The organism is Sulfitobacter sp. M85 (assembly GCF_029285915.1).
In the GTDB taxonomy this organism is placed as follows: domain Bacteria; phylum Pseudomonadota; class Alphaproteobacteria; order Rhodobacterales; family Rhodobacteraceae; genus Sulfitobacter; species Sulfitobacter faviae.
Genome location: NZ_JABECQ010000001.1, coordinates 97327 through 123493 on the forward strand (window position 1 = coordinate 97327; position 26167 = coordinate 123493).

The following is a 26167-nucleotide window of genomic DNA, read 5'->3' on the forward strand; positions in this document are numbered from 1 at the left end:
AATGACGGTCCATCGCGGTCCCGTCCAGTGATATGAGAAGGAAGCTGTCATGCCCAGCCAACAAGAGATCGAACTGCAAGCCGCCGCCTTTCGCCGGTTGCAGAAACACCTGATGGAAGATCGGATGGATGTGCAGAACATCGACATGATGAACCTCGCCGGTTTTTGCCGCAACTGCCTGTCGCGCTGGTATCAAGAGGCCGCTAACGAACGCGGGATCGAGATGGGCAAGGACGAGGCGCGCGAGTTGTTCTACGGGATGACGATGGACGAATGGAAAGCCAACTATCAGACCGATGCGAACGACAGCCAGAAAGAGGCGTTCAAAACGGCCTTTGAAGAGAATGTCGGAAAGGGTTGAGCAACCCGCTTAAGTGAAGCCACAAAGCGGGCGTGCCCCCCCTGTGCGCCCGCCTTTGCCTTGGCCAAGCGCGCTGAAAGCGCTTCGCCTAGAACTGATAGAGCACAAGCCAATCCGCCTTGAGCGCAGGCCGCGCGGCCCCTTCGATCTCTACCGTTGCGGCAAAGCGGGTCATCAGGTCACCCCGCCCCCGCCTTTGCGCATCGGCCAGCGTGAACCTTCCCCGAATCCGCTTGCCGGAATGCACAGGTGCGATGAAGCGCACGCTGTCGAACCCGTAGTTGATCGACGCCTTCGTGCCCGCCACCACCGGCAGCGCGCCGTAAGCCATGCCCGACATCATCGACAGGGTGAGCATCCCATGGGCCACGGTGCCGCCGAAATCCGTCTTGGCCGCGCGGAGCGGGTCGACATGGATGAACTGGTGGTCCTCGGTCACATCGGCAAAGGCGTCGATCCGCGCCTGATCCATCATGAACCACGGCGAGACGCCCAACTCACGGCCCACGGCGGCCTCCATCTCTGCCCGGTCAATCTCTTTGCGCATCGCGGCCTCCTCTTTGCGCCAGTCTAGCCGCGCGGGCGCTCGCTGCGAAAGCCCTTGCGCCCGGCGCGACATCTCTCATGCTGGGGCCAAGCAGAGCGGAGCCGCCATGAACACCCCCATCCTTGCCCTTATCACCGTCGCCATCGCCGGGGCCGCCGTGGCCCTGCAAACCCCGATCAATGCCGCCTTGGGGCGCAACATCGGCAGCGGGGTCGCTGCGGCGGCGGTGTCCTTTGGCGTCGGCTTTGCGATCCTGTTGGGGGTCTTGCTGCTGCGCGGCGAGTTGAGCGCCCTGTCCCGCGCGGCCTCGGCCTCGCCCGTCTTACTGCTGGGCGGGGTGCTGGGGGCCTTCTACGTCTGGTCGGTGCTTTGGGCGATCCCGACGCTGGGGGCGCTGACGGTGATCTCGGCGCTGATCCTCGGGCAGTTGAGCGCGGCGCTGGTGATCGATGCCACGGGGCTTTTGGGCCTGACGGTGCAGGCCATCACCCCCACCCGCATCGCCGCCGCCGCGCTGGTGGCGGCGGGGCTGGTTCTATCGCGGTTCTGAAACTCAGATCGCGGTTTTGCGCATCTCTTCGAGATAGATTTCACGCAAACGGGGCGCCAATTTGCCAGGCGTGCCGCTGCCGATCTTGGCCCCGTCGATCTCAACCACCGGCGTCACGAAAGCGCTGGCTGAAGTGACAAAAGCCTCATCCGCCTGCTGCGCCTCTTCGATGGTGAAGTTGCGCTCCTCCACCTGCATCTGCGCTTCGCGGGCCAGTTCCAGCACCGCCTTGCGGGTGATGCCATGCAGGATGTTGTTCGAGGTCTCGCGCGTCACGATCTTACCGTCCTTGACGATATAGGCGTTGTTCGAGGTGCCTTCGGTCACGAAACCCTCTTCGACCATCCACGCGTCTTCGACACCGGCTTTCTTGGCCATCATCTTGCCCATCGAGGGGTAGAGCAGCTGCACCGTTTTGATATCGCGGCGGCCCCAACGGATGTCTTCGATGCTGATCACGCGGATGCCGTCACGGGCGGCAGGGTTGTCGGCCAAACCCGGTTTGGACTGGGTGAACAACACCAGCGAGGGCGCGGTGGTGTCGGGATCGGGGAAGGCGAAATCGCGGTCGCCATCCGACCCGCGCGTGACCTGAAGATAGATCAGCCCGTCTTTGATGTCGTTCAGCCGCACCAGCTCGCGGTGAATTTCCAGCAGTTCTTCGGTCGTCGCAGGCGCGCGCATGTCGAGCTCGTTCATCGAGCGGGTCAGACGCTCGGCATGGCCGTCAAAGGCGATGAGCTTGCCATCCAGCACGCTCGTCACCTCATAGACCCCATCGGCCATCAGGAATCCCCGGTCAAAGATCGAGATCCTGGCCTGATCCTCGGGCAGGTATTCGCCGTTTACATAGACAGTTCGCATGGTCACCCCCAGAGCGCTGCGGCGGGGGGATGCACGCCCGCGCCGTCGAATTTCAAAGCATTGTCGCGGTCTTCGGCCAGAAGCAGCGGGCCGTCAAGGTCCACCACCTTTGCGCCTTGGGCGACCAGCGTCGCGGGGGCCATCGCGAGCGACGAGCCGACCATACAGCCGACCATGACCTCGAAGCCTTCCGCCCGCGCCGCATCGCGCAAGGAAAGCGCTTCGGTCAGCCCGCCGGTCTTGTCGAGTTTGATGTTCACCACATCGTATTTGCCCTTGAGGCCGGGCAGGCTGGCGCGGTCATGGCAGCTTTCATCCGCGCAGACCGGCACCGGGCGCTCCATTCCCAAAAGCGCGTCGTCTTCGCCAGCGGGCAGAGGTTGCTCGACCAGCGCCACACCCAGACGGACCAGATGCGGGGCGAGGTCGGCATAGACCTCAGCCGACCAGCCCTCATTGGCGTCGATGATGATGGTGGCATCGGGCGCCCCGGCGCGCACCGCTTCGAGCCGCGGCATGTCGTCGGGGGTGCCAAGTTTGATCTTCAACAGCGGCCGCTGCGCATGTTTCGCCGCCTGCGCGCGCATTGCCTCGGGTTCGTCCAGCGAGAGGGTATAGGCTGTGATCTCCGGCCCCGGGGCGGTCAGCCCGGCCAGTTCCCACACCCGCTTGCCTGCGCGTTTGGCTTCCAGATCCCACAGTGCGCAGTCGACCGCGTTGCGCGCGGCCCCGGCAGGCAGAAGATCATAGAGCGCTTGCCGGGTGATATCGCCCGGCAGGCCGTTGATCTCAGCCGTGACCGATTCGAGGGTCTCGTCGTAGCGGGCGTAAGGCACACACTCGCCCCAGCCGGTCACGCCGCCCTCCGTCACGCGGACGGTCAGCACCTTGGCTTCGGTCCGCGAGCCGCGGCTGATGGTAAAGACCTGCGCCAGTTTGAAGGTATCTGCGGTAACATCGATCTGCATGGTCACAGCGCCGCCAGCGCATCGGCCAGTCGCGCTGCCCCTTGGCGGAAGGGATCGACCGCAGGCAGGCCAAGACGCTCTTCAACCTCGGCCAGATAGGCATCCGCCTCGGCCTCGGACATATGGTAGGTGTTGACCGAGATACCGACGACCTTGCAGTCGGGGTTCGGCACCTGCGCCAGCGTCAGCGCCATGTCGCGCACCGCTTCGAGGCTGGGCAGGCTGTATTCCGGCAGGCCGCGCATATGGGTCCGGGTCGGCTCATGGCACAGGATCAGCGCATCGGGCTGGCCGCCGTGGATCAGCGCCATAGTCACCCCGGAATAAGAGACGTGGAACAGGCTGCCCTGCCCTTCGATGATGTCCCAATGGTCATCGTCATTGGCGGGGGTGAGATATTCCACCGATCCCGCCATGAAATCGGCGATCACGGCATCCAGCGGCACGCCTTCGCCGGTGATCAGGATGCCGGTCTGGCCGGTGGCGCGGAAGGTGCTTTTCATGCCCTTTTCGCGCATCGCCTCGTCCAGCGCGAGGGCGGTGTACATTTTCCCGACCGAACAATCGGTGCCCACGGCCAGAACCCGCTTGCCGCTGCGCTTCTTGCCGTCGGCAATGGGGTATTCGACGCTGGGCACGCGCACGTCATGCAATGTGGTGCCGTTCGCCTCGGCAGCCGCCACCAGATCGGCTTCGTTGCGTAGCAGGTTGTGCAGGCCCGAGGCGATGTCGAAGCCCATGTTCAGCGCCTCAATCAGCACCTCTTTCCATGCCGCGCTGATTTTACCGCCACGGTTGGCGACACCGATGACCAATGTCTCGGCCCCTGCCTCGCGCGCTTCGGCCAGCGTCATGTCTTGCAGACCGAGATCGGCCTTGCAGCCCTCCATGCGGAACTGGCCGACCGCATTGTCGGGCCGCCAATCCTTGATGCCTTGAGCGACCTTGGCGGACAGAGAGTCAGGTGCGTCGCCCAGAAAGAGCAGATAGGGGGTTTTGATCATGGCAAGCCTCCGGCATTGAATTTGTCCGCATATTGCGCGCGAGAATACGCAAGTGCGTGGCGTTGTCGACGCATCTGCATGCAAATGCGCAGCAATTCTCGCAAATTACCGTTGGCTGCGCAAAATTCGTGCGCAGCTTGGTTTTGCAGGCAAACCCTTCGAAATGCTGCGCCTGCGAAAACCTTCTTGCGATTGGGGGCGCAATTTCATACCAGAATGAAGACGCTTGATGAAACAAAATTACCCATAGGTGCCCCATGAGCTTCCGCATTCAGCCTGCCGCCCCTGCCCGCCCGAACCGCTGCCAATTGTTCGGCCCCGGCTCCCGCCCGGCAATCTTTGAAAAGATGGCAGCGTCGAATGCCGATGTGATCAACCTCGACCTCGAAGACAGCGTGGCACCTTCGGACAAGGACAGCGCGCGCGCCAATATCATCAAGGCGATTTCCGAGATCGACTGGGGCAACAAGACGCTTTCGGTGCGGATCAACGGGCTGGACACACCCTATTGGTATCGTGACGTGGTGGAACTGCTGGAGCAGGCCGGGCCGCGGCTTGATCAGATTATGATCCCCAAGGTGGGCTGCGCGGCGGATGTCTATGCCGTCGACGCGCTGGTGACGGCGGTTGAGACCGCCAAGGGCCGCGAGAAGAAAATTAGCTTTGAGGTCATTATTGAATCCGCCGCCGGTATCGCCCATGTGGAAGAGATCGCCGCCTCTTCTCCGCGTTTGCAGGCCATGTCGCTTGGGGCCGCCGACTTCGCCGCCTCCATGGGCATGCAGACCACCGGCATCGGCGGCACGCAAGAAAACTACTATATGCAGCGCGGCGAGCAGAAGCATTGGTCGGACCCGTGGCACTGGGCGCAGGCCGCCATCGTCGCCGCCTGCCGCACGCATGGTGTGCTGCCCGTCGACGGGCCTTTCGGCGATTTCTCGGACGACGAGGGTTTCCGCGCACAGGCGCGCCGCTCGGCCACCTTGGGCATGGTCGGCAAATGGGCGATCCACCCCAAGCAGGTGGCGCTGAGCAACGAGGTGTTCACCCCGTCGGAAGAGGCTGTGGCCGAGGCGCGCGAAATCCTCGCGGCGATGGAAGAGGCCAAGGTCAAGGGCGAAGGGGCCACCGTCTATAAGGGGCGGTTGGTGGATATCGCCAGCATCAAACAGGCGGAGGTGATCGTACGCCAGTCCGAGATGATCTCCGGGGGCTGAGCGCTTTTGGCAAGCCGCCGGGGGCCCTGCCCCCGGCCCCCCGAGGGTATTTGAAAAAGGATGAAGAGGGAGGGGCGTGGGCTCGCCTGCCTTGCAAACCCGCGTTGCAAACCGGCGCGCGGCGCTCCATATACACAGGCAACAAGCCGGAGCATGCAATGACCCAATATCTGGATTTCGAAAAACCACTGGCCGAGATCGAAGGCAAGGCGGAAGAGCTGCGGGCGTTGGCCCGGTCCAATGAAGAGATGGACATCACCGATGAGGCCCGCGCGCTGGATAAGAAAGCCGCCGGGATGCTCGAAGACCTTTATGGCTCTTTGACGCCTTGGCGGAAATGTCAGGTGGCGCGCCATCCGGAGCGGCCCCATTGCAAGGATTATATCGAGGCGCTTTTCACCGAATTCACGCCTTTGGCGGGGGATCGGAACTTTGCCGATGATCTGGCTGTCATGGGCGGGTTGGCGCGGTTCAACGATACGCCGGTGGTGGTGATTGGCCATGAGAAGGGCAATGACACCAAGAGCCGGATTGAGCGTAATTTCGGCATGGCGCGGCCTGAGGGCTATCGCAAGGCGGTGCGGTTGATGGAACTGGCCGACAAGTTCAACCTGCCGGTGGTCACCATCGTCGACACGCCCGGCGCCTATCCCGGCAAGGGTGCCGAAGAGCGCGGCCAGTCCGAGGCGATTGCCCGTTCGACGGAGAAATGTCTGCAGATCGGCGTGCCTTTGGTCAGCGTGATCGTAGGCGAAGGCGGCTCTGGCGGGGCGGTGGCATTCGCCACGGCGAACCGCGTCGCTATGCTGGAGCATTCGGTTTATTCCGTGATTACGCCCGAAGGCTGTGCGTCGATCCTGTGGAAAGACAGCGAGAAGATGCGCGAAGCCGCCGAGCAAATGCGTTTGACGGCGGAAGAGCTCAAGACGCTTGGTGTGATCGATCGGATCATTCCCGAGCCGATGGGCGGGGCGCACCGCCATGCCGAGGAATCGATCAAGGCCGTGGGCAAGTCGATTGAAGCGATGCTCAAGGAGCTTGACGGCAAGGACGGCAAGACGCTGGTTCAGGAACGCCGGACCAAGTTCCTTGAGATGGGGCGCAAGGGGCTGGCGGCCTAAGCCAGCCGCCGCCGAAAACGCGGATCAGGCGTGATTTGATCGAAACCGGCGGCGCGGTAGAAGCCCTGCGCACGTCGGTTTTTTGTATCCGTGCCTACGGTGACATAGCTGCATCCTTGGCTCTGGGCGTGGTCCAGCGCCGCTTCGACCAGCGCGCGGCCAATGCCGCGACCGCGGGCCGTGTCGCAGACGAAGAGGTGGTGCAGGTCCATCCCTCTTGCGCCGAATTGCAACTGCATCCGCGGGCAGAGCGCGGCATAGCCATGCAGGCCGGTTGCGCCTTCGGCCACCAGAAGGGTGACCCACGGGTTGGGGCCGAAGCAGTCACGTTCCAGCGCGGCGCGCGTCACGGTGGCAGTGTCGCCGTGGTAGGCGGCCAGCGCGTGGGCCAGATCGAGCACCATCGGCAGGTCGGATTTCACGGCGGGTCGAATGGGGGGCATGTCGTCTCTTTCTGTGATCACCACAGGGAGACAAGCAGAGCCGCGCTGTGGCGGCTTGTGGATATGGGAATGGGTGCCGCGCCGATCAGGAACGGGGGTAATAGACAGATGTGAAGATGGTCTTTTCCATATGCCTTTGATGCGCCGCTGCTGCCCGGCTGTCAAGCCATGGGCGGGATCAGCTGGCCAGCATGCGCAGACCTTGTGTCACATCCGAACGCACTGCCAGCCGCAGCCCCGGCTCATCGCCGGCGCGCAGGGCGGCGATGATCAGACGGTGGAAATGCGGCGGCTCGGTCCGGCGCAGGCGGCCATAGAGCGCGCGCATGGTGGGGCCCAGTTGCAGCCAGACCGTCTCTGCCATGGCGAGCATGGCGGGCGCTTGGGCGCGCAGATAAAGTGTGCGGTGGAATTCGAGATTGGTGCGGATGTAGCTGACGGCATCGCGGTGGGCCACGGCCTCGGCAATATTGGTGTTGATCGTCTGCATCCGCTCGATCAGCGCCATATGGGCGCGTGGCAGGGCGCGTGAGGCAAGCTCGACCTCCAAGAGCGCGCGGAGAGCGGCCAGCTCCTCGATCCGCTCGTTGCTGAGTTCGGGGGTGGAGATGCGCCCGGAAGTCGACATGGTCAGCGCCCCCTCTGCCGCCAGCCGCCGCACCGCTTCGCGCGCCGGGGTCATCGAGACCTCATATTCCTTGCCGATGCCGCGCAGGGTGAGGGCGTGGCCGGGCGGCAGATCACCATGCATGATCCGCGCGCGCAGGCGGCGGTAGACACGATCATGGGCCAGTGGTGTGGCCTCAACAGGGCGTGGGGTCAGGTTCATGATGCGGTTGTGATCACAAAGCGGCCACCCGTCAAGCGCGGCATTTTGCAGCCAAGACGCGATCACCCGTTGTCGCGGGCCTTGCGGCGATTTATCGGAGGTCAAACTGCCTTAAGGAGACGCGCCGTGACCAAACGAAACTTCATCCGTCATGTGGTCTTTTTCTCGGCCAAGGACCCCAAGGACATTCCGACGATCGTGGCGGGGCTTTGGAAACTGGCCGACATTCCGCATTCGACGACTTTCGAGATCTGCGAGAACACCCGTGTTGATGCGCTGTCGGGGGATGTGGATGTGGTCGTCTATGCCGAATTCCCGGATGCCGAGGCGCTGGCCGCCTATAAGGCGCATCCGATCTACCAGGAATCCATCGATATCGTGCGGCCTCTGCGCGATATGCGCGTGCCTGCGGACTTTTAAGGCGCGCCATGGCTGGCCCGCGCGTTCTTTTCGACACTGGCCCGCTGGGGCACGGCACGGCCTTTACCGCGCCGCGGCGGATCATCAGTGCCGATACCCCGGCTGAGGTGCCTGCGGCCTTTGCAGCACTTGAAGCGGCGCAGGAAAGCGGCGCCTGGTTGGCGGGCTATGCGAGTTATGAGTTGGGCTATCTCGGCTCGCACAAGCTGCGTGCGTTGATGCCTGCGGCGCGCGGGCTGCCCCTGCTGCGTTTTGGCGTCTTTGATGCGCCCGAGGCCTATGGTTTTGCCGAAGATGCGGGTGATGCCAGCCTGTCGGCGCTCACGCCGGATTGGGATTTTGCACAGTATCAGGCCGCCTTTGCTGAAGTGCAGGATTTCATCAGCGCGGGGGACATCTATCAGGCCAATCTGACCTTTGGGATGGAGGGGCGATATACCGGGACGCCAGCGGCGCTTTATGCCCGGCTGCGCCAGCGGCAAAGCGTGGCACATGGGGCTTTCGTCGATCTTGGCGGGCCTGTGCTGTTGTCGCGCTCGCCGGAGTTGTTCTTTGCGCTCACCGCCGAGGGACAGCTCACCGCCCGTCCGATGAAGGGCACGGCGCGGCGCGGGCGGGATGCTGCGGAGGACGCGAAGCTGTGCGCCAACCTTGCGGCTTCGGAAAAGAACATGGCCGAGAACCTGATGATCGTGGACCTTTTGCGCAACGACATCAGCCGGATCGCCGAGGTGGGCAGTGTCGAGGTGCCGAAACTGTTCGAGATCGAGACCTATGAGACCCTGCACCAGATGACCTCGCGCATCACGGCGCAGGTCTTGCCGGGAAAGCGGTTGACCGACCTTTTTCACGCGCTTTTTCCCTGCGGCTCGATCACCGGCGCCCCCAAGATCCGCGCGATGCAGATCCTGCGCGCCTTGGAGCCGGCCCCGCGCGATGCCTATTGCGGCGCGGTGGGGTGGATCGCCCCCACGGGTGCGATGCAGTTCAATGTGGCGATCCGCACGGCGACCTGTCACCCAGAGGGGCGGCTGCGGCTGAACGTGGGCGGCGGCGTGGTGCATGACAGCACGGCCGAGGATGAATATGCCGAAGCGCTGCTGAAGGCGCGTTTCGCAACGCTGGCCTAGAATCGATAGCGGTGCAGCCCGCCGCCATGGTCGCGCAGCCATTGGCGCGGCGCCTGATAATCGCCGTAGATCCGCGTGACCTCGGCCCAGAAGGCGGGGGAGTGGTTCATCTGTGCCAGATGCGCGACCTCATGGGCGGCGACATAGTCCAGCACCTCGGGCGGGGTCATGATCAGCCGCCAAGAGAACATCAGCGCCCCGTCGCTTGAACAAGACCCCCAGCGGGAGCGCGTATCGCGCAGGGTGATGCGGGCATAGGGTTTGCCCAGTAGCGCGGCGTAATCATCGCAGGCCCCAGCGAGGCGGTCCCGCGCCACCTCGCGCAGGTGTGCGGCCAGACGTTTGCCCAGGCTTTCCTCCGGGCCGGGCACGAGGATCTCTTCGGGGCCAATCCGCACACCGCTCCCCTGCCCGCCGCGGACGCGCAGCAGCTTGCCGCCCACCGGAAGCTCTGCCCCCGGGGCCACGATCACATCCTCGCCCCGCGCGGCGAGGTGTTGGCGAATCCAGTCTTGCTTGCTTTCGGCAAAGGCCAGCGCCTCACGCTCCGCCAGCCGTTTCGGCATCGTCAGGGTCACCCGCCCGTCCAGTTGCGAGATGCGCAGTGAGATGCGCCGCGCGCGCGCCGAACGGCGCAGGATCAGCGGAATCGGCGGGTTGCCGGGCAGCACAGGGTCTTTCATTACCGGAGCAACGTCCCTAGATAGAGGCCAAAGCCTTTGACAGTGCCCCCCTCATATGGCACTTGGCCGGAATCATCTACACGCAACAGCAATATTATAAAGGGGTGTTTCATGCCCAACGAAGAATGGGGAACCAAGCGCCTGTGCCCCACTACGGGCAAGCGCTTCTATGACCTCAACAAGAATCCGATCATCAGCCCCTACACGGGCGAAGAGGTCGAGGTCGACAATTCCAAGTCGCGCATGATCGCGGCGGATGCCGAGGATGCGGTCACAGCCAAAGCCAAGAAGGGCGACAAGGCCGACGACGAATCGCTGGTCGATGACGATGACGCGGTCGATGTGGATCTGGACGACGACATCCTCGACGATGACGACGATGATGACGATACAGTACCGCTCGACGACCTTGCCGATGTGGCGTCGGACGACGAAGATTAATTAATCGGCGGCGGGGTCAATTTTCCGCTTGATCCCGCCTCCGCCAGCGCCTAGACAGCGCCACAGAACGACCCGGATCACACGATCACGATCCACGATGGGGCCTTAGCTCAGCTGGGAGAGCGCCTGCATGGCATGCAGGAGGTCAGCGGTTCGATCCCGCTAGGCTCCACCAAGCCTTTTGCAAAGCAAAAGGCGGCGCGCGGCAGTCGCTTCGAAGAGGCGATGAGAGCGCAGTCCCACCCATAAAAATCAGACGATTGTAGCGCGTAGCCCCATATGATTCGTCGCGATCAAGCCCCGAGAGCCATCGCCTACGGTTTGCCCCGAACCGGAATGGCAACTTCAACCGATTAAAAAATCGCCCGCCGGATCAGGTTCAACCCTGCCACCATCAAGACCACCAGAGTCATCTTGCGAAACAGCACTGGATCGACGCGGTCCATCACCTTGCTGCCCAGCCAAACGCCCAGCATCACCGGCAGGATCAGCAGCGCCGAGAACGGCCATGTCTGTGCGTTCAACACGCCCGATCCGATATGCGCGGCGAGGAGCGCCACCGCCCCCAGCCCATAGATCACCCCTTGGATCCGCATCTGATCATGTTTCGCGGTCCCGAGCGCGGTGAGATAGGCCACCGTGGGCGGCCCCCAGATGCCGGAAATCCCCCCGACGGCCCCGGCAAACCCGCCCACCAGTGCCTCGACCTTCGTCGACCGCTGGGCCAGATGAAACTGATGTTTCGACAGTTGCAGCAGCGCAAACAGCACCACCGGCACGCCGATCATCAGCAGCATCACCGTTGCCGGCACCAGCCGCACCATCTGGGCGGAAAGCACCAGCATCACGCCGCCGCAGAGCAGGAACACCCAAAACAGCTTGATCGACCGCAGCGCGGCCTGCGGCCCCTGCCGCAGGGCTTGGAAAGCGTTGGCCAGCACCGTGGGCAGAATCAGCCCCGCCAAGGCCAGATCGGGCGCCATGAAGGTCGTGAGGCCGGAAATCAGCACCAGCGGCAGGGCGAAGCCCACGACGCCTTTGACGAAGCCACCGCACAGGCCGATTGCAAGTGCAGCATAAAATTCGAACGGGGTGAGAAAGGGGAAAATACTGTTCATACCGTTACATAGCACCCTCCTCCGGGGCCGCACGTCAAAAATGCTCGCGCAAGATTAGAACAAAATGCCGCGACGAAACGTATCTTTGTTGTGCTGCGACTGCGAAAGGTCTATGCCTGTCCTAAGCAAGAAAGGACAGCCCATGGCACATGACGGTCAGGACATGACGATGCATCGCGTAATTCTCGACGATCTGATCGGGCAGACCGGCGCGGCACTGCCGCCGCTCGACCAGTTGCTCGAAACCGCCACCGCCGCCGTGCGTTCGCAGGTTAGCGAGGGCGACCGCGTGTCGGCCAAGCTGATCGAGGCCAACCAGACCGCCGCCCACGGGCTTGCTTGGCTCGCCACCTATGTTCAAGCCTTGCGGCAGATGCAGCTTTGGGCCGAACGCCTGCAAGGCGAAGGCCGCTTTGGCGAGGTTGAGCAACTGCTGCACCAGATCGCCTTTGGCGAATACCTTTGCCAGATCAGCGGCGGCATCCAGATGAATCAAGGCGAAATGCTGCGCCTGCAAGATCTGGGGTTGAGCGCCGAGGATGAGGCCGCGCTCGACAATCCTGCGATCACCGGCCTGACCCGCGCGGGCAACACCCAAGCCGCGCGCAGCCGTCTGGTGGAACTGATGCAGGAGCGCAGCGCCGATGTGACCTTTGGCGTCAGCGGGCTGGATGAAGAGCTTGAGATGATCCGCGACCAATTCCGCCGCTACGCGGTGGAAAAGGTCGAGCCGCACGCCCATGACTGGCACCTCAAGGATGAGCTGATCCCGATGGAGGTGATCGAGGAACTGGCCGAGATGGGCGTTTTCGGCCTGACCATCCCCGAAGAATACGGCGGTCTGGGCCTGACCAAAGCGTCGATGTGCGTGGTCAGCGAAGAGCTGTCGCGCGGCTATATCGGCGTTGGCTCGCTCGGCACCCGCTCGGAAATTGCCGCCGAACTGATTCTCTGCGGCGGCACCGACGCGCAGAAAGAGAAATGGCTGCCCCGCATCGCCAGCGCCGAGACCCTGCCGACGGCGGTCTTTACCGAGCCAAACACCGGCTCAGACCTTGGCAGTCTGCGCACCCGCGCGGTCAAGGACGGGGACGATTACAAGGTGACCGGCAACAAGACATGGATCACCCATGCCGCGCGCACCCATGTGATGACGCTGCTGGCGCGCACCGACCCTGAAACCAGCGACCACCGCGGGTTGTCGATGTTCCTCGCCGAGAAAACGCCCGGCGATGATGCCAACCCCTTCCCCACCCCCGGCATGACTGGCGGTGAGATCGCCGTGCTGGGCTACCGCGGCATGAAGGAATATGAGCTTGGCTTCGACGGTTTCGAGGTGAAGGGCGAGAACCTTCTCGGCGGCGAAGAGGGGCGCGGCTTTAAACAGCTGATGGAGACCTTCGAGAGCGCCCGCATCCAGACCGCCGCCCGCGCCATCGGCGTGGCGCAATCGGCGCTGGATATCTCGATGCAATACGCCCAAGACCGCAAGCAGTTCGGCAAATCACTGATCAACTTCCCCCGCGTCTCGGGCAAGCTGGCGATGATGGCGGTGGAGCTGATGGTAGCGCGGCAACTGACCTACTACAGCGCTTTCGAGAAGGACGCGGGACGCCGCTGTGACGTGGAGGCGGGCATGGCAAAACTGCTCGGCGCCCGTGTCGCTTGGGCGGCAGCCGACAACGGTTTGCAGATCCACGGCGGCAACGGCTTCGCGCTGGAGTATAAGATCAGCCGCGTCCTCTGCGATGCGCGGATTCTCAACATCTTCGAAGGGGCTGCCGAGATTCAGGCGCAGGTTATCGCCCGTCGGCTCTTGGGCTGATCTGCCGGGGTTGCAAGCGCTGCCGATGTCAGAAACATAGGCGGCGCTTCACTCCAAAGGACAGCCCATGCGCAGCTTTCTGATCCTCGCCGCCCTCAGCGCCCTGCCGCAATGCCAAGGCGATGAAACCGTCCGAGCCTATGGCGCGGGCGGCAAGACCTGGCATCTGGTGGAGTTGGACGGCGAGCCCTTCGATGCTCGCGCGACCCTAACCTTCCCAGAGACCGGCAAGATCGCCGGACAGGCCCCCTGCAACGCCTATAGCGCCGCGATGACGGTGCCCTACCCGTGGTTCGACACGGGCCATATCGCCGTCACCCGCCGCGCCTGCCCCGACCTTGCGGGCGAGACGGCGTTTCTGGACGCGCTGACCGAGGTGACCATCTCGGACGTGCTGGGCGACACGATGATCCTGTCGGATGACAGCGGCGAACGTCTGGTTTTTAAAGCCGCCGACTAAAGGCATCGACAAAGCGTGCACGGGCTTCCGGCAGAGGTTTGCCGCCCAAGTCCCGCGCCAGATGCACGGTCAGGAAATGCCCCGTCGTCCGCAGCCCCTGCGCCACCTCAGCATCGCTGCCCGCGCCGCCGCGCAGCACGGGCGGCAGGGGCAAGAGCCGATCCGCCCACTCCCCCGCCCCCTTGGCCGAGACTGCGCGCCCAGTCTTGGGGGAGACATAGATCAGCCCCTCGGTCGCCCCCGTCACCGCGCAGGCATCGAGGTCGAGCGCATAGCCCATTTCCTCCAAAAGGCGCAGCTCCCACTTGAGATAGGCCAGCGGCCAGACATCGCCTTGCCCCAACATATCCAGCAGCGCCTCGGTGCGCCGGTAAAGCGCCGGATGCGGCTCGCGCTCAGGGAGGCAGAAGGCCAGAAGCGCGGTGACCGCATTCAGCCCAGCCAGCGCCAGACGGTCCTGCATGGCCACGGCGGCGCGGCTGCGCAGCGGCTCGACGGTGAAAGCGCCGATATGGTCTTCAAGCCGCGCGCGCCATGCCACGTCAAGCTGCGCACCGGGCTGCAGGCTGGGCGCGATCTTGCGGCTGGTGCCGCCGCGAACGATGCCGGCGTGGCGGCCTTGGGCGGGGGTGAAGACCTCAATGATGGCGGAGGTCTCGCCATGTCGCCGCGCGCTCAACAGGATGCCCTGATCGCGCCATTCCATCAGGCCAACCCCGGCTCGTCTAGAAGGTGCCGGCCGGCGCGGTCCTCGACCTCGATCACCCAGAGGTCCGGATCGAAGCCGCGCTGGCGCGAGACGGTGGCATCGACCTCCCCCTCGTCGCCCGCGGCCAGTTCGACCCACTTACGCGCGCCGCTCATCAGATCGAAGGAACGCTGGAACAGCACCGCGCGGCCATCGAGCGTCGCCAGCTTCACCAGCACCGCGCCGCCGGTGTCATCGCCATGGGCCACGACGAAGGCGGGGATGTCCTGCAACCTGAGCCGCGCGAGATAGGCGTCGACCCAGAAACGCGCGGTCAGGCGGGCCATGGCAGACCTTTGGCTTCAGTCATTGCCATCTTTGAAATCCAGGCCCATCTCGGAATAGCGCTCGGCCTCTTCCAGCCAGTTGGCGCGGACTTTCACCTGCAAAAACAGATGCACCTTGCGGCCCAGAAACTCTTCGAGTTCCTCGCGCGCGGCCTTGCCCACGGCCTTGATCGTCTCGCCCTTGTTGCCCAGCACGATGCCCTTGTGGCCGTCGCGCACGACATAGACCAGCTGGTCGATCCGGGCCGAGCCGTCCTTGCGCTCTTCCCAGTTCTCGGTCTCGACGGTGAGCTGGTAGGGCAGTTCCTGATGCAGGCGCAGGGTCAGTTTTTCGCGCGTGATCTCGGCGGCGATGTTGCGCATCGGCAGGTCGGCGATCTGGTCCTCGGGGTAGAGCCACGGGCCCTCCGGCACCTCGCCCGCCAGCCATTCGCGCAGGGTGTCGGTGCCGTGGCCGCGCTCGGCGGAGATCATGAAGGTCTCGGCAAACTCAAACCGCTCGTTCATCTTCTCGGCCAGCCCCAGCAGCACCGGCGCCTCGACCCGGTCGATCTTGTTGATCGCCAGCGCCACGCGGCGGCCCTTGGCGATGTTGCCGAGCTCTTCGAGGATGCGTTCCACGCCCTCGGTCACGCCGCGGTGCGCCTCGATCAGCAGCACGATCACATCGGCATCCGCGGCCCCGCCCCAAGCGGCGGCGACCATGGCGCGGTCCAGACGGCGGCGCGGCTGGAACAGGCCGGGGGTATCGACAAAGACCAGCTGCGCATCGCCCTCCATCGCCACGCCACGGATGCGGGCGCGGGTGGTCTGGACCTTATGTGTCACGATCGAGACCTTGGCCCCGACCATGCGGTTCAGCAGGGTGGATTTGCCCGCGTTGGGCTCTCCGATCAGGGCGACGAATCCGGCACGGGTGGTCATGTGTTGCTCTCCAATTGCCGCAGCAGCGTGCTGGCGGCGGCCTGTTCGGCGGCGCGTTTCGACGGCGCGGTGGCGGCGGCCTCGGCCCCGTTGTCCAGCCGCGCGGTAATGGTAAAGACCGGCGCGTGATCCGGGCCGCTGCGCCCGGTCTGCACATAGCGCGGCGGGTTCAGCCCCCGCGCCTGCGCCCATTCCTGCAAAGCGGTCTTGGCGTCGCGGGCGTCTTCCTTGACGGTTTTGAGGCGGTCGCCCCAAAGCCGCAGCACGAGGTCTTTGGCGGCGTCAAAACCACCGTCCAGATAGACCGCGGCGATCACCGCCTCGATCGCATCGCCCAAAAGCGCCTGCTTGCGCCGCCCGCCCGAGATCATCTCGGACCGACCGAGCTTGAGCACCTTGCCCAGATCAATCTCACGCGCCACATCGGCGCAGGTTTCCTTGCGTACCAATGCGTTGAAACGGGGGGCCAACTGGCCTTCGCTAGCACCGGGATCAAGCCCCAGCAGCGCTTCGGCCATGACAAGGCCCAGCACCCGGTCGCCCAGAAACTCCAGCCGCTGGTTGTCGTCGCGGTTGGCCGAAGACATGGAGGCATGGGTCACCGCGCGCACCAGCAGCTCCGGCTTGGCAAAATGATGGCCAATCCGGGTCTCGAAGGCTTTGAGGTCTCCGCTCAGTTTCATCTGACAGCTTCGAAGAAGCGGTCGCCGCGCCATGTCCAGAAGAACAGCATCGAACGCCCGGCAGAACTGAACATGATCCGGTCGGCGCGGCCAATGAGGTTTTCGAAGGGCACGAACCCCACGCCCCCGGCGCGCTGCGCCAGACGGCTGTCGGCAGAGTTGTCGCGGTTGTCGCCCATGAAGAAGTAATGCCCCTCAGGCACGGTATAGACGCCCGTGTTGTCCGACTGCTGATTGGTGATGTTCAGGGTCGGGTAGGACACGCCATTGGGCAGGGTTTCGATCTGGCGGCTTTTCACGCAGGTCGCCCCTTGGCCCACGGGGCCGTTTTCGCAGCGCGGGCGCAGTTGTTGCGGGCCTTGTGGGGCCATGACCTCTTCAAACGTGCCCGCATCTTCGACCTCGACCGGGGTGCCGTTCAGGCTGATGACACCGTTTTTGATCTGCACCTTGTCCCCCGGCAGGCCAATCAGGCGCTTGATATAGTCGCGGCCCGAGACAGGATGACGGAAGACGACCACATCGCCGCGCTCAGGCTCGGAGCCGAAAAGACGCTCGTTATCGCCATCAAAGACACCGCAGACATCCTTGGCGTCAACCTCGATCCCGACACCGGGCAGCATCAGGCTGGGGCAAGAGGCGTAGGAATAGCCGTAGGCCATCTTATTCACGAAGAGGAAATCACCGATCAGCAGCGTCTCTTTCATGGAGCCGGAGGGGATCCAGAAGGGCTGGAAGAACAGGGTCCGAAAGACACCGGCGATCAGCAGCGCCCAAAAGATTGTCTTGATGGTTTCGACAAAGGCGTTGCCGGTTTTTTCCTTAGCGGCCATGCGGCGCTCCTGACATATAGGTTTGGGGTTACATGCGGGGCCGTGCGGGCCAAGTCAAGTAAAGCGAAGCCGGATCGGCCTGCCCCGCGTGCATATGACGCGAAACGGCGGGGCGCGCCAGCCTATGCGGCCTAATCGGCAAGAGGGCGCGCTTCGATCACCACGAAAGCCTGCGCCCACGGATGGTCGTCGGTCAGGGTGACATGAATGATCGCCTCATGCCCCGGCGGGGTCATCGCGGCGAGACGGTCCGCGGCCCAGCCCGTCACCTCCATCACCGGCTGACCGGTGCGCAGATTGCTCACCGCCATGTCGCGCCAAGCGATGCCCATGCGCAGCCCGGTGCCAAGCGCCTTTGAACATGCCTCTTTCGCGGCCCAGCGTTTGGCATAGGTGCCCGCCACGTCATGGCGGCGCTCGGCCTTGCGTTGTTCGACCTCGGTGAACACCCGATTGCGAAACCGGTCGCCAAAACGGTCAAGCGTGCCTTGGATACGCTCGATATTTGCCAGATCAGTGCCGATGCCGAGGATCATTGGGTGCCATTCTTGCCGCGTGACGGGGCCGATGGCCCTTTGTCCTCAATAGATCACGCGGCGGAAGCGAGGAAAAGCGGCAATCCGATGCGAAAACGCCGCCCCGCGGGAACGGGACGGCGTTGAATTTACCACAAGGCGCGGCGCTTAGGCTGCGACGTGGCGCGCCTTCTCGGCTTTCGCCTCGTCGATGGCGCGCTGAACGGCGGCGCGCTGTTCGGTCAGGAATTCATAGCCGGGGCGCCCAGCAGTGGCTTTGATCGCATCGTCGTAGTTTTCGACCAATGCGGATTCGCCGTTGATGATCTCGTCATAAACAGCTTCGTTGTCGCCGGTCACGGCGTCGCGCAGTTTCAGCCAACCGCGGTGAGCCGATGCGGCGGCAGAGCCTTCTTCGGATACATCCACGCCGTCGACGCCAAGCTGGCGGTGCAGTTCTGTGTGGAACTTCTCACGTTCCGCGATACGCTGGTCGAAGAAGCCGACAAATGCCGCTTCATCCGAGACCTGCTTGCGGGATTCACGATAGCCGTCGCGGCTGTCGATCAGGCGGGTGTGCAGTTTCTTCAGCGTGTCGATATGGTCGCTCATTGGTGCCTCCTTAGGTTCGTTAACCAGTCTGGCGGCCCAACGCGGCCAAGGCCGCTTTAGGTCCGGAGGAGACACGCTTTGAGAGATTCTCCGCCACCGGCGGGCGGCAGGTTCAGCCCTCGCGGGCCTCATCCATCAGGCGGCGCATTTCGGCAATCGCGGGTTCCAACCCGAGGAAGATCGCCTCTCCAATCAGGAAGTGCCCGATGTTAAGTTCCCGCACCTCAGGGAAAGCGGCGATCGGGGTGACGGTGTCATAGGTCAGCCCGTGGCCCGCGTGCACCTCAAGCCCGAGAGAGTCGGCGAAACGCGACATCTCGCGCAGCTTGTTGAGTTCGACATCCGCCTCATCCCAACGGCCTTCGGCGAAGGCATCGCAATAGGCACCGGTGTGCAGTTCGATCACCTCTGCGCCGATGCGGTTGGCGGCTTCGATCTGCGCGCGCTCGGCTGCGATGAAGATCGACACCCGGCTGCCCGCCTCGCGCAGGGGCGCGATGAAATGGGCCAATTTGTTCTCTTCCCGGGCGACTTCCAGCCCGCCTTCGGTGGTCCGCTCTTCGCGCTTCTCGGGCACAATGCAGACCGCGCGGGGCTTGTGGCGCAGGGCGATCTTTTGCATCTCATCCGTCGCGGCCATCTCGAAGTTGAGCGGGACCGACAGCACCTCCATCAAACCTTCGATATCGGCGTCGGAGATATGCCGCCGGTCTTCGCGCAGATGCGCGGTGATGCCATCGGCCCCGGCCTTTTCCGCGATCTTGGCCGCGCGCAGCGGGTCGGGATAGTCGCCGCCACGTGCGTTACGCACCGTCGCCACATGGTCAATGTTCACGCCCAATCTCAGCTTTGGTTGATCCGCCATCTCGATTCCCCTTGCATCACTTGCCCCGACCATAGGTCGGAACTTTCGCCAACCCCATAGGGAGAAGCGGTTTTTCCGAAATTTGATGGCGCGACAGGATCAGTCCGCGTGGCGCTTGGCGTCGGCCTTTTGCGCCGCCTTATGTTTGAGCGCCTCGAACTTGGCTTTGATCATGCCGCGCCGCCGCTTTTGATAGGCGCGCAGCACCGGGACCGAGATGTAATAGGCGATAGAGGCGCAGATCATCCCCGGCAGGATGCCCCCGATCAGATAGGGGTAGAAGACCTGATGGAAAAACACCGTCAGCCCGGTCCAATCCATCTGGGTGTCGGTAAAGATCGCGACGAAATTCTCTTTCAGATCGCGCCCGGCGTCGAGAAACTTTCCCCCGAAAGAGCGGTGCGCCGTCGGTGCCACGGGCGCGCCGAGGATCCAATGCCCGGTTTGCAGGGCCGCGATGCCGATGGGCACATAGGTCAGCGGATTGCCAAAGAAGGTCGCCATCAGCGCAGCAAGGATATTGGCCCGCATCACCCGCCCGATCAGCGCGGCCACGATGAAATGCAGACCATAGAAGGGCGTAAAGGTGGTAAAGACCCCGGCCCAGATGCCGCGCGCGATCCGCTCGGGGCTGTCGGGCAGCCGCCGCATCCGGTGTTTGACATAGTGAAACGCACGCGTCCAACCACCGCGCGGCCACAGAAACTCGGCCAGCGCGCGCAGGGTCGGTTTCGGATCGCGGCGTTTGAAAATCAAGTCTCAGGTCCAGTATCGGCGTTTCGTCTGCGCGGGGTCAGGCGGTCTTTTCGACGGTCTTTCCCATGCTCATATTGCGGTGCCTGCTGACATCGGCGACCTCACTCTCGGCTTCGAGCGTGGACATCAGCGAATGCAGGTGACTCACGTCTCGGAGATCCACATAGACCACCAGCCGGTAAAAGTCAGGCTTGCGCTCCACAAACTCCAGATCCGAAATATTGGCCGAGGCTTCGCCGATCAAGGTGCAGACCCGCCCCAGAACGCCCGCGCCATTGCCGATGGTGATGTCCAGCGCGCAGGTATAGACCGCCGGATGGCTGCCGTCATGCCAACGCAAATCGAGCCAGCGTTCGGGCTGGTCCTCATATTCCGAGAGGCGGTCACAGTCGATGGCATGGACAGTCACGCCCTTGCCGCGGAAAGTGATGCCGACGATCCGCTCACCGGGCAGCGGGGTGCAGCAGGGGGCGCGGTCAAAGCTCTGCCCCGGCTCTAGCCCCACGACCGCGCGGCGCACGTCGATCTGTTCGCCCTTTTGCGGGGCAAGGTCGGGATAGACGCATTCCACCACTTCGCGGCCCGTGAGTTCCGAACTGCCAAGCCGGGCGAGCACCTCATCAGGGCCATTCAGCCGCATGTTCTTGGCCACGGTATGCAGCACCTTATCGGTGGCCTTTTTGCCCACCTGCGCAAAGGCCGAGCGGGCCAATTCGCGGCCCAGTTTGATAAAGCGCTCGCGGTCGACCTCACGCAGGGAGCGCCGGATCGCCGACTTGGCTTTGCCCGTGGTGGCAATGTCGAGCCATGTCACCTGCGGTGTCTGGCCCTGCGCCGTGGTAATTTCGATCGACTGGCCGTTCTTGATCCGCGTCCAAAGCGGCACGCGCATCCCGTCGACCTTGGCCCCTACACAGGCGTTGCCGATACGGGTGTGGATCGCATAGGCGAAATCAATCGGCGTAGCCCCGCGCGGCAGTTTCACCACATCGCCTTTGGGTGTGAAGCAGAAGACCTGATCGGCGTACATCTCAAGCTTCACCGCTTCGAGGAAATCCTCGTGATCGGTCTCGGCGTCGAACTGTTCAGTCAGCTGGCTGATCCACTTGGCGGGATCGACGGCAAAGGGGTTCCGGCTGCGCACCCCGTCACGGTAGGACCAATGGGCGGCGACGCCGGTCTCGGCCACGTCATGCATCTGGCGGGTGCGGATCTGCACCTCCACCCGCTTGCCGTCACGGCCCGAGACGGTTGTGTGGATCGACCGATAACCATTGGTCTTGGGCTGGCTGATGTAATCCTTGAACCGCCCCGGCACCGCGCGCCAGCGGCGATGGATCGCCCCGAGGGTACGGTAGCAGTCCTCCTCAGAAGCGGTGATGACCCGGAAGCCGTAGATGTCGGACAGGCGGGAGAAGCTTTGCTCCTTCTCCTCCATCTTGCGCCAGATCGAATAGGGTTTCTTGGCCCGGCCAAAGACCTCGGCTTCGATATCGGCCTTTTCCAACTCCACCCGCATATCGCCGGTGATGCGCTGGATCACATCGCCGGTGTCACGTTGCAGGGTGATAAAGCGGCGAATGATCGAGGCGCGCGCCTCGGGGTTGAGCACCCGAAAGGCGAGGTCTTCGAGCTCTTCGCGCATCCACTGCATGCCCATGCGGCCCGCCAGCGGCGCATAAATGTCCATCGTCTCCCGCGCCTTTTTGATCTGCTTGTCCGGGCGCATGGATTTAATCGTGCGCATGTTGTGCAGACGGTCGGCGAGCTTGACGAGGATGACGCGCAAGTCCTTGGACATCGCCATGAACAGCTTGCGGAAATTCTCGGCCTGCTTGGTCTCGGTCGAGTTTAGCTGAAGGTTGGTCAGCTTGGTGACGCCATCGACCAATTCCGCCACTTCTCCCCCAAAGAGGCTTTGCACCTCGGCATAAGACGCTTTGGTGTCTTCGATCGTGTCGTGCAGCAGGGCGGTGATGATTGTCGCATCGTCAAGCTGCTGTTCCGTGAGGATCGCAGCGACGGCGACGGGATGGGTGAAATAGGGCTCACCAGAATGGCGAAACTGCCCCTCATGCATCCGCGCCCCATAGTCGAAAGCGGCGCGGATCAGGGGTTCGTTGGTACGCGGATTGTAGCCTTGAACGAGAGCGATCAGGTCGTCGGCAGTGATGTCGGCGCTGTTCATGCCATCTGCCTCATAGCCCCGGCCGGGGCGCGGGGGTTAGCCCTGCCCCTGTGCGGCCATCAACTGGCGCAGCAACATTTCTTCGGACATGCTGTCTTCTTCGGGCTTGTCCTCTTCGGCACCCATCAAAAGCGCCATGGCGTCTTCTTCGGGCTCATCGACTTCGATCTGGCTCTGGTTGCTCTCGATCAGACGCTCGCGCAGATCATCGGCCGACTGTGTTTCTTCGGCGATTTCGCGCAAGGACACGACGGGGTTCTTGTCGTTGTCACGGTCAACGGTCAACTGCGATCCGGCAGAGATCTCGCGGGCACGATGTGCGGCCAGCATGACGAGTTCGAAACGGTTCGGAACCTTATCCACACAATCTTCGACGGTGACGCGGGCCATGAAGCCTCCAATATCTCATTTGCTGCCAGAAGTGCCGTATTTAAGCCGCCTCGGGCAGATTTACAAGCCGTTATTGCAGCCGCCGCACCTCGGCACGATCCCGCTCAGGCAGGGCTTCGAGCAGGGCGCGCACCGGCTTTCCAATCAGCGGATGCACCCAATCTGGGGCCACATCGGCCAGCGGCACCAAGACAAAAGCCCGATCCTGTAGCCGGGGATGCGGCAGAATCAATTGATCCGGCGTGCGGCCAATCTGTGCCTCCAATGGCAACTCGCGCCATATCTTGTGGGTCTGACGGTCTGGCAATACGATATCATCACAGGCCAAAAGATCCAGATCCAAGGTCCGCTGGCCCCAGCGTTGCACCCGCTCGCGGCCCATCTGCGCCTCGATCCGGTGCAAGACGCCAAGCGCGGTCTGCGGATCCCATGGCGCTTCGAGCCAGGCGGCGGCATTCACATAGTCCGGCCCCGCCCCTGCGGGAAAGGCCGGAGTGTGATAGAATGCACTTGTGGCGCGAATCACCGCGCCGGACGTCTGCAATAGCTTTAAAGCCGATTTTAGCGTTTCCTGAGGCTTACCCACAGAAGATGCAAGGTTACCGCCGAGCGCAACCAGAAGACTATACTTTCGTATAGGGCCTCTACTGCTTAATTCCATGCCCTCGGGGTCTTGCGACATCGTTAAAAAGCCTTAGTTATGCACCCTGATGTGGGGGCATCGCCAGAGGTCACGGATTTATTAATCCGCGGCGATTACAGTTCAAACCGGGAATACGGCGAAGCCTGCCGAAAGGATAGTTTAATGTTCTACAAAGATGAGCGGTTGGCGCTTTTTATAGATGGCTCCAACCTCTACGCCGCGGCAAAGACGCTGGGCTTCGACATCGACTACAAGCTGCTGCGGCAAGAGTTCATGCGCCGCGGCAAGCTGCTGCGCGCCTTCTACTATACCGCGCTTTTGGAAAACGATGAATATTCGCCGATCCGCCCGCTTGTCGACTGGTTGAACTACAACGGCTTCTCCATGGTCACCAAACCGGCCAAGGAATACACCGACAGCATGGGCCGCCGCAAAGTCAAAGGCGATATGGACATCGAACTGGCCGTCGATGCGATGGAGCTGGCCCCGCGTGTCGATCATATCGTGATCTTCTCTGGCGATGGTGATTTCCGCCCGCTGGTGGAAAGCCTGCAACGCCAAGGCGTGCGCGTCTCCGTCGTCTCCACGATCCGCAGCCAGCCGCCGATGATCTCGGATGATCTGCGCCGCCAAGCCGACAACTTTATCGAGCTTGACGACCTGCGTGACGTTATCGGCCGCCCGCCGCGCGATCTCGCACCGCAGGACTGAACGAAGTAGACCCATTTCGCGCAGAACCATGCCGCCCCGCGCGGCAGCGGTCCTATTGTGCGCAGCGTCCGGATGATGGGCAAACGAATACCAGGCCAGCGACTGTGGCGTCACTGGCCTGTGAAATTTCTAAAATACCCCAGGGAAGATACAATACAGCACATGAACCCATGCGTTCCCCTTGATCCCACACTACCTGCTCCCGTAGAAGTAGACGACCCCCCGAAAAAGGGGGGTAAAAGTGAGGGAAGATGCTGTTCGATGCCGCTGTACGTTTGGAAAAGCTGCAAGATGTTAGCGCGCTTTGGGATGGGATCGTAAAGACATTTCGAAAGACCGGCTTTACCCATGCCATCCACATCAGCGTGGGTGCGGATTTCAAAGACGCACAGTTTCTGTCGACCATCCCCGACCTTTACGATGACCTCCCGCCCGAGGATGATCCATTCCTGCACCACTCGTGCAACAGTTATGATGTGCTGACGATCGGCCAAGCCTTCGTACACCTCTACCCCGATGTCACCCCGTCCGAGCATTCGCTGATCGCCCGCGCGGGGCGCGAAGGTCTGCATGCTGCCTTTGCCGTGCCGATGCGGCTGAAGGGCTCCGAACGCTTTGGCGGCTTCATCGTCGGCAACGGGATGGAGGCCGAAGAGTTCGAGCGCGCCTTCAGTGACATCGCCGAGGATCTGCGCCTCTTCTGCCTGCTGATGCACCGCCGGATCGAAGACCTGACCGGCACCGCGCCGCTGCCCCTGCCCGAAAACCCTTCGGCCTTCGACAAACTCAGCCCGCGCGAAGCCGAAGTGGTGAACCTGCTGGCCCATGGCTACACCCGCCAGCAGACCGCGCACCGCTGCAATCTTTCTATCCACACCGTGTCGGACTATGCGAAATCTGGCTACCGCAAGCTCGGCATCCGCAACCGGGCGCAGGCCGCCGCGCTCGTGCACGCCACGGCGGGCGAGCCTGCGCCCAAGTCGGACTGACGGGCTGGACGAAGCGGGCCCAAGCCCTTACCTCTGCGCCAACCGTCCGGAGATTTCGCCATGACCAAACCGCCTCTTACCCTCTACCTCGCCGCGCCGCGCGGATTCTGTGCGGGCGTGGACCGGGCGATCAAGATCGTCGAAATGGCGATCGAGAAATGGGGCGCGCCGGTCTATGTGCGCCATGAGATCGTGCACAACAAATTTGTCGTCGACGGGCTGCGCGACAAGGGCGCGGTCTTTGTCGAGGAACTCAGCGAATGCCCCGATGACCGTCCGGTGATCTTCTCGGCCCATGGCGTGCCGAAATCCGTGCCCTCGGCGGCCCAGGCGCGCAACATGATCTATGTCGACGCGACCTGTCCGCTGGTCTCCAAAGTGCATATCGAAGCGCAGCGGCACGCCGACGCGGGCCTTCAGATCATCATGATCGGCCACGCGGGCCATCCTGAGACGATCGGCACCATGGGCCAACTGCCCGAGGGCGATGTGCTGCTCGTCGAAACGCCCGACGATGTGGCCGAGGTCACCGTGCGCGATGAAGAGCGTTTGGCCTATGTCACCCAGACCACGCTCAGCGTTGACGACACCGCCGATATCGTGGCCGCCCTACAGGCGCGGTTCCCCGCCATCATCGGCCCGCATAAAGAAGACATCTGCTACGCCACCACCAACCGTCAGGAAGCGGTCAAAGCCATGGCGCCGAAATGCGACGCGATGCTGGTGGTAGGCGCGCCCAATTCCTCGAACTCAAAACGGCTGGTCGAAGTCGGCGCCCGCGCAGGCTGCGCCTATGCGCAACTGGTGCAGCGCGCCGATGACATCGACTGGCGCGCGCTAGAGGGCATCGGCAGCATCGGCATCACGGCCGGCGCATCGGCCCCCGAAGTGCTCATCAATGAGGTGATCGACGCTTTCAAAGCGCGCTATGATGTGACCACCGATCTGGTCGAGACCGCGCAGGAGAACGTGGAATTCAAGGTGCCGCGCGTTCTGCGCCAACCCGCCTGATTGACCGCCGCGCGCCAGCCGCCTAAACCGC

The 26167-nt window shown here is 63.1% G+C and carries 32 protein-coding genes and 1 tRNA gene; 13 read left to right on the forward strand and 20 right to left on the reverse strand.

Annotated elements, in window-relative coordinates; genetic code table 11:
• The first annotated feature begins 49 nt into the window (after positions 1-49).
• The gene (locus tag HKX24_RS00560) at positions 50-361 is read left to right on the forward strand and encodes a DUF1244 domain-containing protein (protein WP_271692466.1); all 312 of its coding nucleotides are present in this window, start codon (positions 50-52) and stop codon (positions 359-361) included.
• Positions 362-449: 88 nt separating this feature from the next.
• Here the strand turns inward: HKX24_RS00560 and HKX24_RS00565 are convergent, their stop codons facing one another.
• The gene (locus HKX24_RS00565; protein WP_271692468.1) at positions 450-908 is read right to left on the reverse strand and encodes a MaoC family dehydratase; all 459 of its coding nucleotides are present in this window, start codon (positions 906-908) and stop codon (positions 450-452) included.
• A 106-nt stretch (positions 909-1014) separates the two neighbouring features.
• On the opposite strand from HKX24_RS00565, the gene HKX24_RS00570 reads away from it, so the two are divergent.
• Complete coding sequence (locus HKX24_RS00570) at positions 1015-1458, forward strand: DMT family transporter (RefSeq protein ID WP_271692470.1); 444 nt, start codon at positions 1015-1017, stop codon at positions 1456-1458.
• Between the two features lie 3 nt (positions 1459-1461).
• On the opposite strand, the gene HKX24_RS00575 is transcribed toward HKX24_RS00570, so the two are convergent.
• The 3 genes from HKX24_RS00575 to dgcN are packed head-to-tail and all read right to left on the reverse strand — an operon-like array spanning position 1462 to position 4294.
• A complete protein-coding gene (locus HKX24_RS00575; RefSeq protein WP_271692471.1) occupies positions 1462-2322 on the reverse strand; it encodes a D-amino-acid transaminase in 861 nt (286 codons plus the stop codon).
• A 2-nt stretch (positions 2323-2324) separates the two neighbouring features.
• Entirely contained in the window at positions 2325-3290 is a 966-nt protein-coding gene (gene dgcA / locus HKX24_RS00580; protein WP_271692472.1) for an N-acetyl-D-Glu racemase DgcA, read from the reverse strand.
• A 2-nt stretch (positions 3291-3292) separates the two neighbouring features.
• Complete coding sequence (gene dgcN / locus HKX24_RS00585) at positions 3293-4294, reverse strand: N-acetyltransferase DgcN (RefSeq protein ID WP_067264538.1); 1002 nt, start codon at positions 4292-4294, stop codon at positions 3293-3295.
• Between the two features lie 257 nt (positions 4295-4551).
• On the opposite strand from dgcN, the gene HKX24_RS00590 reads away from it, so the two are divergent.
• Complete coding sequence (locus tag HKX24_RS00590; RefSeq protein ID WP_271692473.1) at positions 4552-5511, forward strand: L-malyl-CoA/beta-methylmalyl-CoA lyase; 960 nt, start codon at positions 4552-4554, stop codon at positions 5509-5511.
• A 158-nt stretch (positions 5512-5669) separates the two neighbouring features.
• Positions 5670-6632, forward strand: a complete 963-nt coding sequence (locus tag HKX24_RS00595; RefSeq protein WP_271692475.1) for an acetyl-CoA carboxylase carboxyltransferase subunit alpha — start codon at positions 5670-5672, stop codon at positions 6630-6632.
• Here HKX24_RS00595 and HKX24_RS00600 read toward each other — a convergent pair.
• The gene (locus tag HKX24_RS00600; protein WP_271692476.1) at positions 6629-7075 is read right to left on the reverse strand and encodes a GNAT family N-acetyltransferase; all 447 of its coding nucleotides are present in this window, start codon (positions 7073-7075) and stop codon (positions 6629-6631) included. The genes HKX24_RS00595 and HKX24_RS00600 overlap by 4 nt on opposite strands.
• Before the next feature lie 178 nt (positions 7076-7253).
• The gene (locus tag HKX24_RS00605) at positions 7254-7904 is read right to left on the reverse strand and encodes a GntR family transcriptional regulator (protein WP_067264652.1); all 651 of its coding nucleotides are present in this window, start codon (positions 7902-7904) and stop codon (positions 7254-7256) included.
• A gap of 126 nt (positions 7905-8030) precedes the next feature.
• Between HKX24_RS00605 and HKX24_RS00610 the strand changes: the two genes are divergently transcribed.
• Both HKX24_RS00610 and HKX24_RS00615 read left to right on the forward strand, forming a co-directional pair.
• Positions 8031-8324: a Dabb family protein gene (locus HKX24_RS00610; RefSeq protein ID WP_007118141.1), complete on the forward strand. Its 294-nt coding sequence runs from the start codon at positions 8031-8033 to the stop codon at positions 8322-8324.
• Between the two features lie 8 nt (positions 8325-8332).
• Entirely contained in the window at positions 8333-9454 is a 1122-nt protein-coding gene (locus HKX24_RS00615) for an aminodeoxychorismate synthase component I (RefSeq protein WP_271692478.1), read from the forward strand.
• Here HKX24_RS00615 and HKX24_RS00620 read toward each other — a convergent pair.
• Positions 9451-10137, reverse strand: a complete 687-nt coding sequence (locus tag HKX24_RS00620) for a SprT family zinc-dependent metalloprotease (RefSeq protein WP_271692480.1) — start codon at positions 10135-10137, stop codon at positions 9451-9453. The genes HKX24_RS00615 and HKX24_RS00620 overlap by 4 nt on opposite strands.
• A 111-nt stretch (positions 10138-10248) precedes the next feature.
• Between HKX24_RS00620 and HKX24_RS00625 the strand changes: the two genes are divergently transcribed.
• Positions 10249-10578 carry a TIGR02300 family protein gene (locus HKX24_RS00625; RefSeq protein ID WP_269342735.1) on the forward strand — a complete coding sequence of 110 codons (330 nt, stop codon included), beginning with the start codon at positions 10249-10251 and terminating at the stop codon, positions 10576-10578.
• A gap of 99 nt (positions 10579-10677) precedes the next feature.
• Positions 10678-10753: transfer RNA gene (locus HKX24_RS00630), tRNA-Ala, on the forward strand.
• 178 nt (positions 10754-10931) lie between these two features.
• Here the strand turns inward: HKX24_RS00630 and HKX24_RS00635 are convergent.
• Complete coding sequence (locus tag HKX24_RS00635) at positions 10932-11696, reverse strand: sulfite exporter TauE/SafE family protein (protein WP_271692481.1); 765 nt, start codon at positions 11694-11696, stop codon at positions 10932-10934.
• Between the two features lie 142 nt (positions 11697-11838).
• Between HKX24_RS00635 and HKX24_RS00640 the strand changes: the two genes are divergently transcribed.
• Positions 11839-13521, forward strand: coding sequence for an acyl-CoA dehydrogenase family protein (locus tag HKX24_RS00640; RefSeq protein ID WP_271692482.1), 1683 nt, complete (start codon positions 11839-11841; stop codon positions 13519-13521).
• Positions 13522-13588: 67 nt separating this feature from the next.
• Complete coding sequence (locus HKX24_RS00645; RefSeq protein WP_276153753.1) at positions 13589-13981, forward strand: META domain-containing protein; 393 nt, start codon at positions 13589-13591, stop codon at positions 13979-13981.
• Here HKX24_RS00645 and recO read toward each other — a convergent pair.
• From recO to folK, 12 genes are all read right to left on the reverse strand, one after another.
• The gene (gene recO / locus HKX24_RS00650) at positions 13965-14687 is read right to left on the reverse strand and encodes a DNA repair protein RecO (protein WP_271692484.1); all 723 of its coding nucleotides are present in this window, start codon (positions 14685-14687) and stop codon (positions 13965-13967) included. The genes HKX24_RS00645 and recO overlap by 17 nt on opposite strands.
• Positions 14687-15016 (reverse strand): DUF1491 family protein, encoded by a 330-nt coding sequence (locus tag HKX24_RS00655; RefSeq protein ID WP_271692485.1) that lies wholly within the window; start codon positions 15014-15016, stop codon positions 14687-14689. Before HKX24_RS00655 ends, recO begins: the two co-directional genes overlap by 1 nt.
• A gap of 15 nt (positions 15017-15031) precedes the next feature.
• Positions 15032-15940 (reverse strand): GTPase Era, encoded by a 909-nt coding sequence (era, locus tag HKX24_RS00660; RefSeq protein WP_067264580.1) that lies wholly within the window; start codon positions 15938-15940, stop codon positions 15032-15034.
• Entirely contained in the window at positions 15937-16623 is a 687-nt protein-coding gene (rnc, locus tag HKX24_RS00665; RefSeq protein ID WP_271692486.1) for a ribonuclease III, read from the reverse strand. The genes era and rnc overlap by 4 nt, the downstream gene beginning before the upstream one ends.
• A complete protein-coding gene (gene lepB / locus HKX24_RS00670; protein WP_168612648.1) occupies positions 16620-17456 on the reverse strand; it encodes a signal peptidase I in 837 nt (278 codons plus the stop codon). Before lepB ends, rnc begins: the two co-directional genes overlap by 4 nt.
• 131 nt (positions 17457-17587) lie before the next feature.
• A complete protein-coding gene (acpS, locus tag HKX24_RS00675) occupies positions 17588-17992 on the reverse strand; it encodes a holo-ACP synthase (protein ID WP_271688404.1) in 405 nt (134 codons plus the stop codon).
• A 147-nt stretch (positions 17993-18139) separates the two neighbouring features.
• Positions 18140-18583, reverse strand: coding sequence for a PA2169 family four-helix-bundle protein (locus HKX24_RS00680; RefSeq protein ID WP_067264591.1), 444 nt, complete (start codon positions 18581-18583; stop codon positions 18140-18142).
• A gap of 112 nt (positions 18584-18695) precedes the next feature.
• On the reverse strand, positions 18696-19448 hold the full coding sequence (locus HKX24_RS00685) for a pyridoxine 5'-phosphate synthase (RefSeq protein ID WP_271692487.1): 753 nt from the start codon (positions 19446-19448) through the stop codon (positions 18696-18698).
• 99 nt (positions 19449-19547) lie between these two features.
• Complete coding sequence (locus HKX24_RS00690; protein WP_067264597.1) at positions 19548-20204, reverse strand: DUF2062 domain-containing protein; 657 nt, start codon at positions 20202-20204, stop codon at positions 19548-19550.
• Positions 20205-20241: 37 nt separating this feature from the next.
• Complete coding sequence (locus HKX24_RS00695; protein ID WP_168612652.1) at positions 20242-22392, reverse strand: bifunctional (p)ppGpp synthetase/guanosine-3',5'-bis(diphosphate) 3'-pyrophosphohydrolase; 2151 nt, start codon at positions 22390-22392, stop codon at positions 20242-20244.
• A gap of 36 nt (positions 22393-22428) precedes the next feature.
• A complete protein-coding gene (rpoZ, locus tag HKX24_RS00700; protein ID WP_067264606.1) occupies positions 22429-22782 on the reverse strand; it encodes a DNA-directed RNA polymerase subunit omega in 354 nt (117 codons plus the stop codon).
• 70 nt (positions 22783-22852) lie between these two features.
• Entirely contained in the window at positions 22853-23464 is a 612-nt protein-coding gene (folK, locus tag HKX24_RS00705) for a 2-amino-4-hydroxy-6-hydroxymethyldihydropteridine diphosphokinase (protein ID WP_333909702.1), read from the reverse strand.
• 123 nt (positions 23465-23587) lie between these two features.
• Between folK and HKX24_RS00710 the strand changes: the two genes are divergently transcribed.
• From HKX24_RS00710 to ispH, 3 genes are all read left to right on the forward strand, one after another.
• Positions 23588-24136 (forward strand): NYN domain-containing protein, encoded by a 549-nt coding sequence (locus HKX24_RS00710; RefSeq protein WP_271692489.1) that lies wholly within the window; start codon positions 23588-23590, stop codon positions 24134-24136.
• 251 nt (positions 24137-24387) lie between these two features.
• Positions 24388-25125: a LuxR family transcriptional regulator gene (locus HKX24_RS00715; RefSeq protein ID WP_209216623.1), complete on the forward strand. Its 738-nt coding sequence runs from the start codon at positions 24388-24390 to the stop codon at positions 25123-25125.
• Between the two features lie 60 nt (positions 25126-25185).
• Entirely contained in the window at positions 25186-26136 is a 951-nt protein-coding gene (gene ispH, locus HKX24_RS00720) for a 4-hydroxy-3-methylbut-2-enyl diphosphate reductase (protein WP_271692490.1), read from the forward strand.
• Positions 26137-26167: the final 31 nt, after the last annotated feature.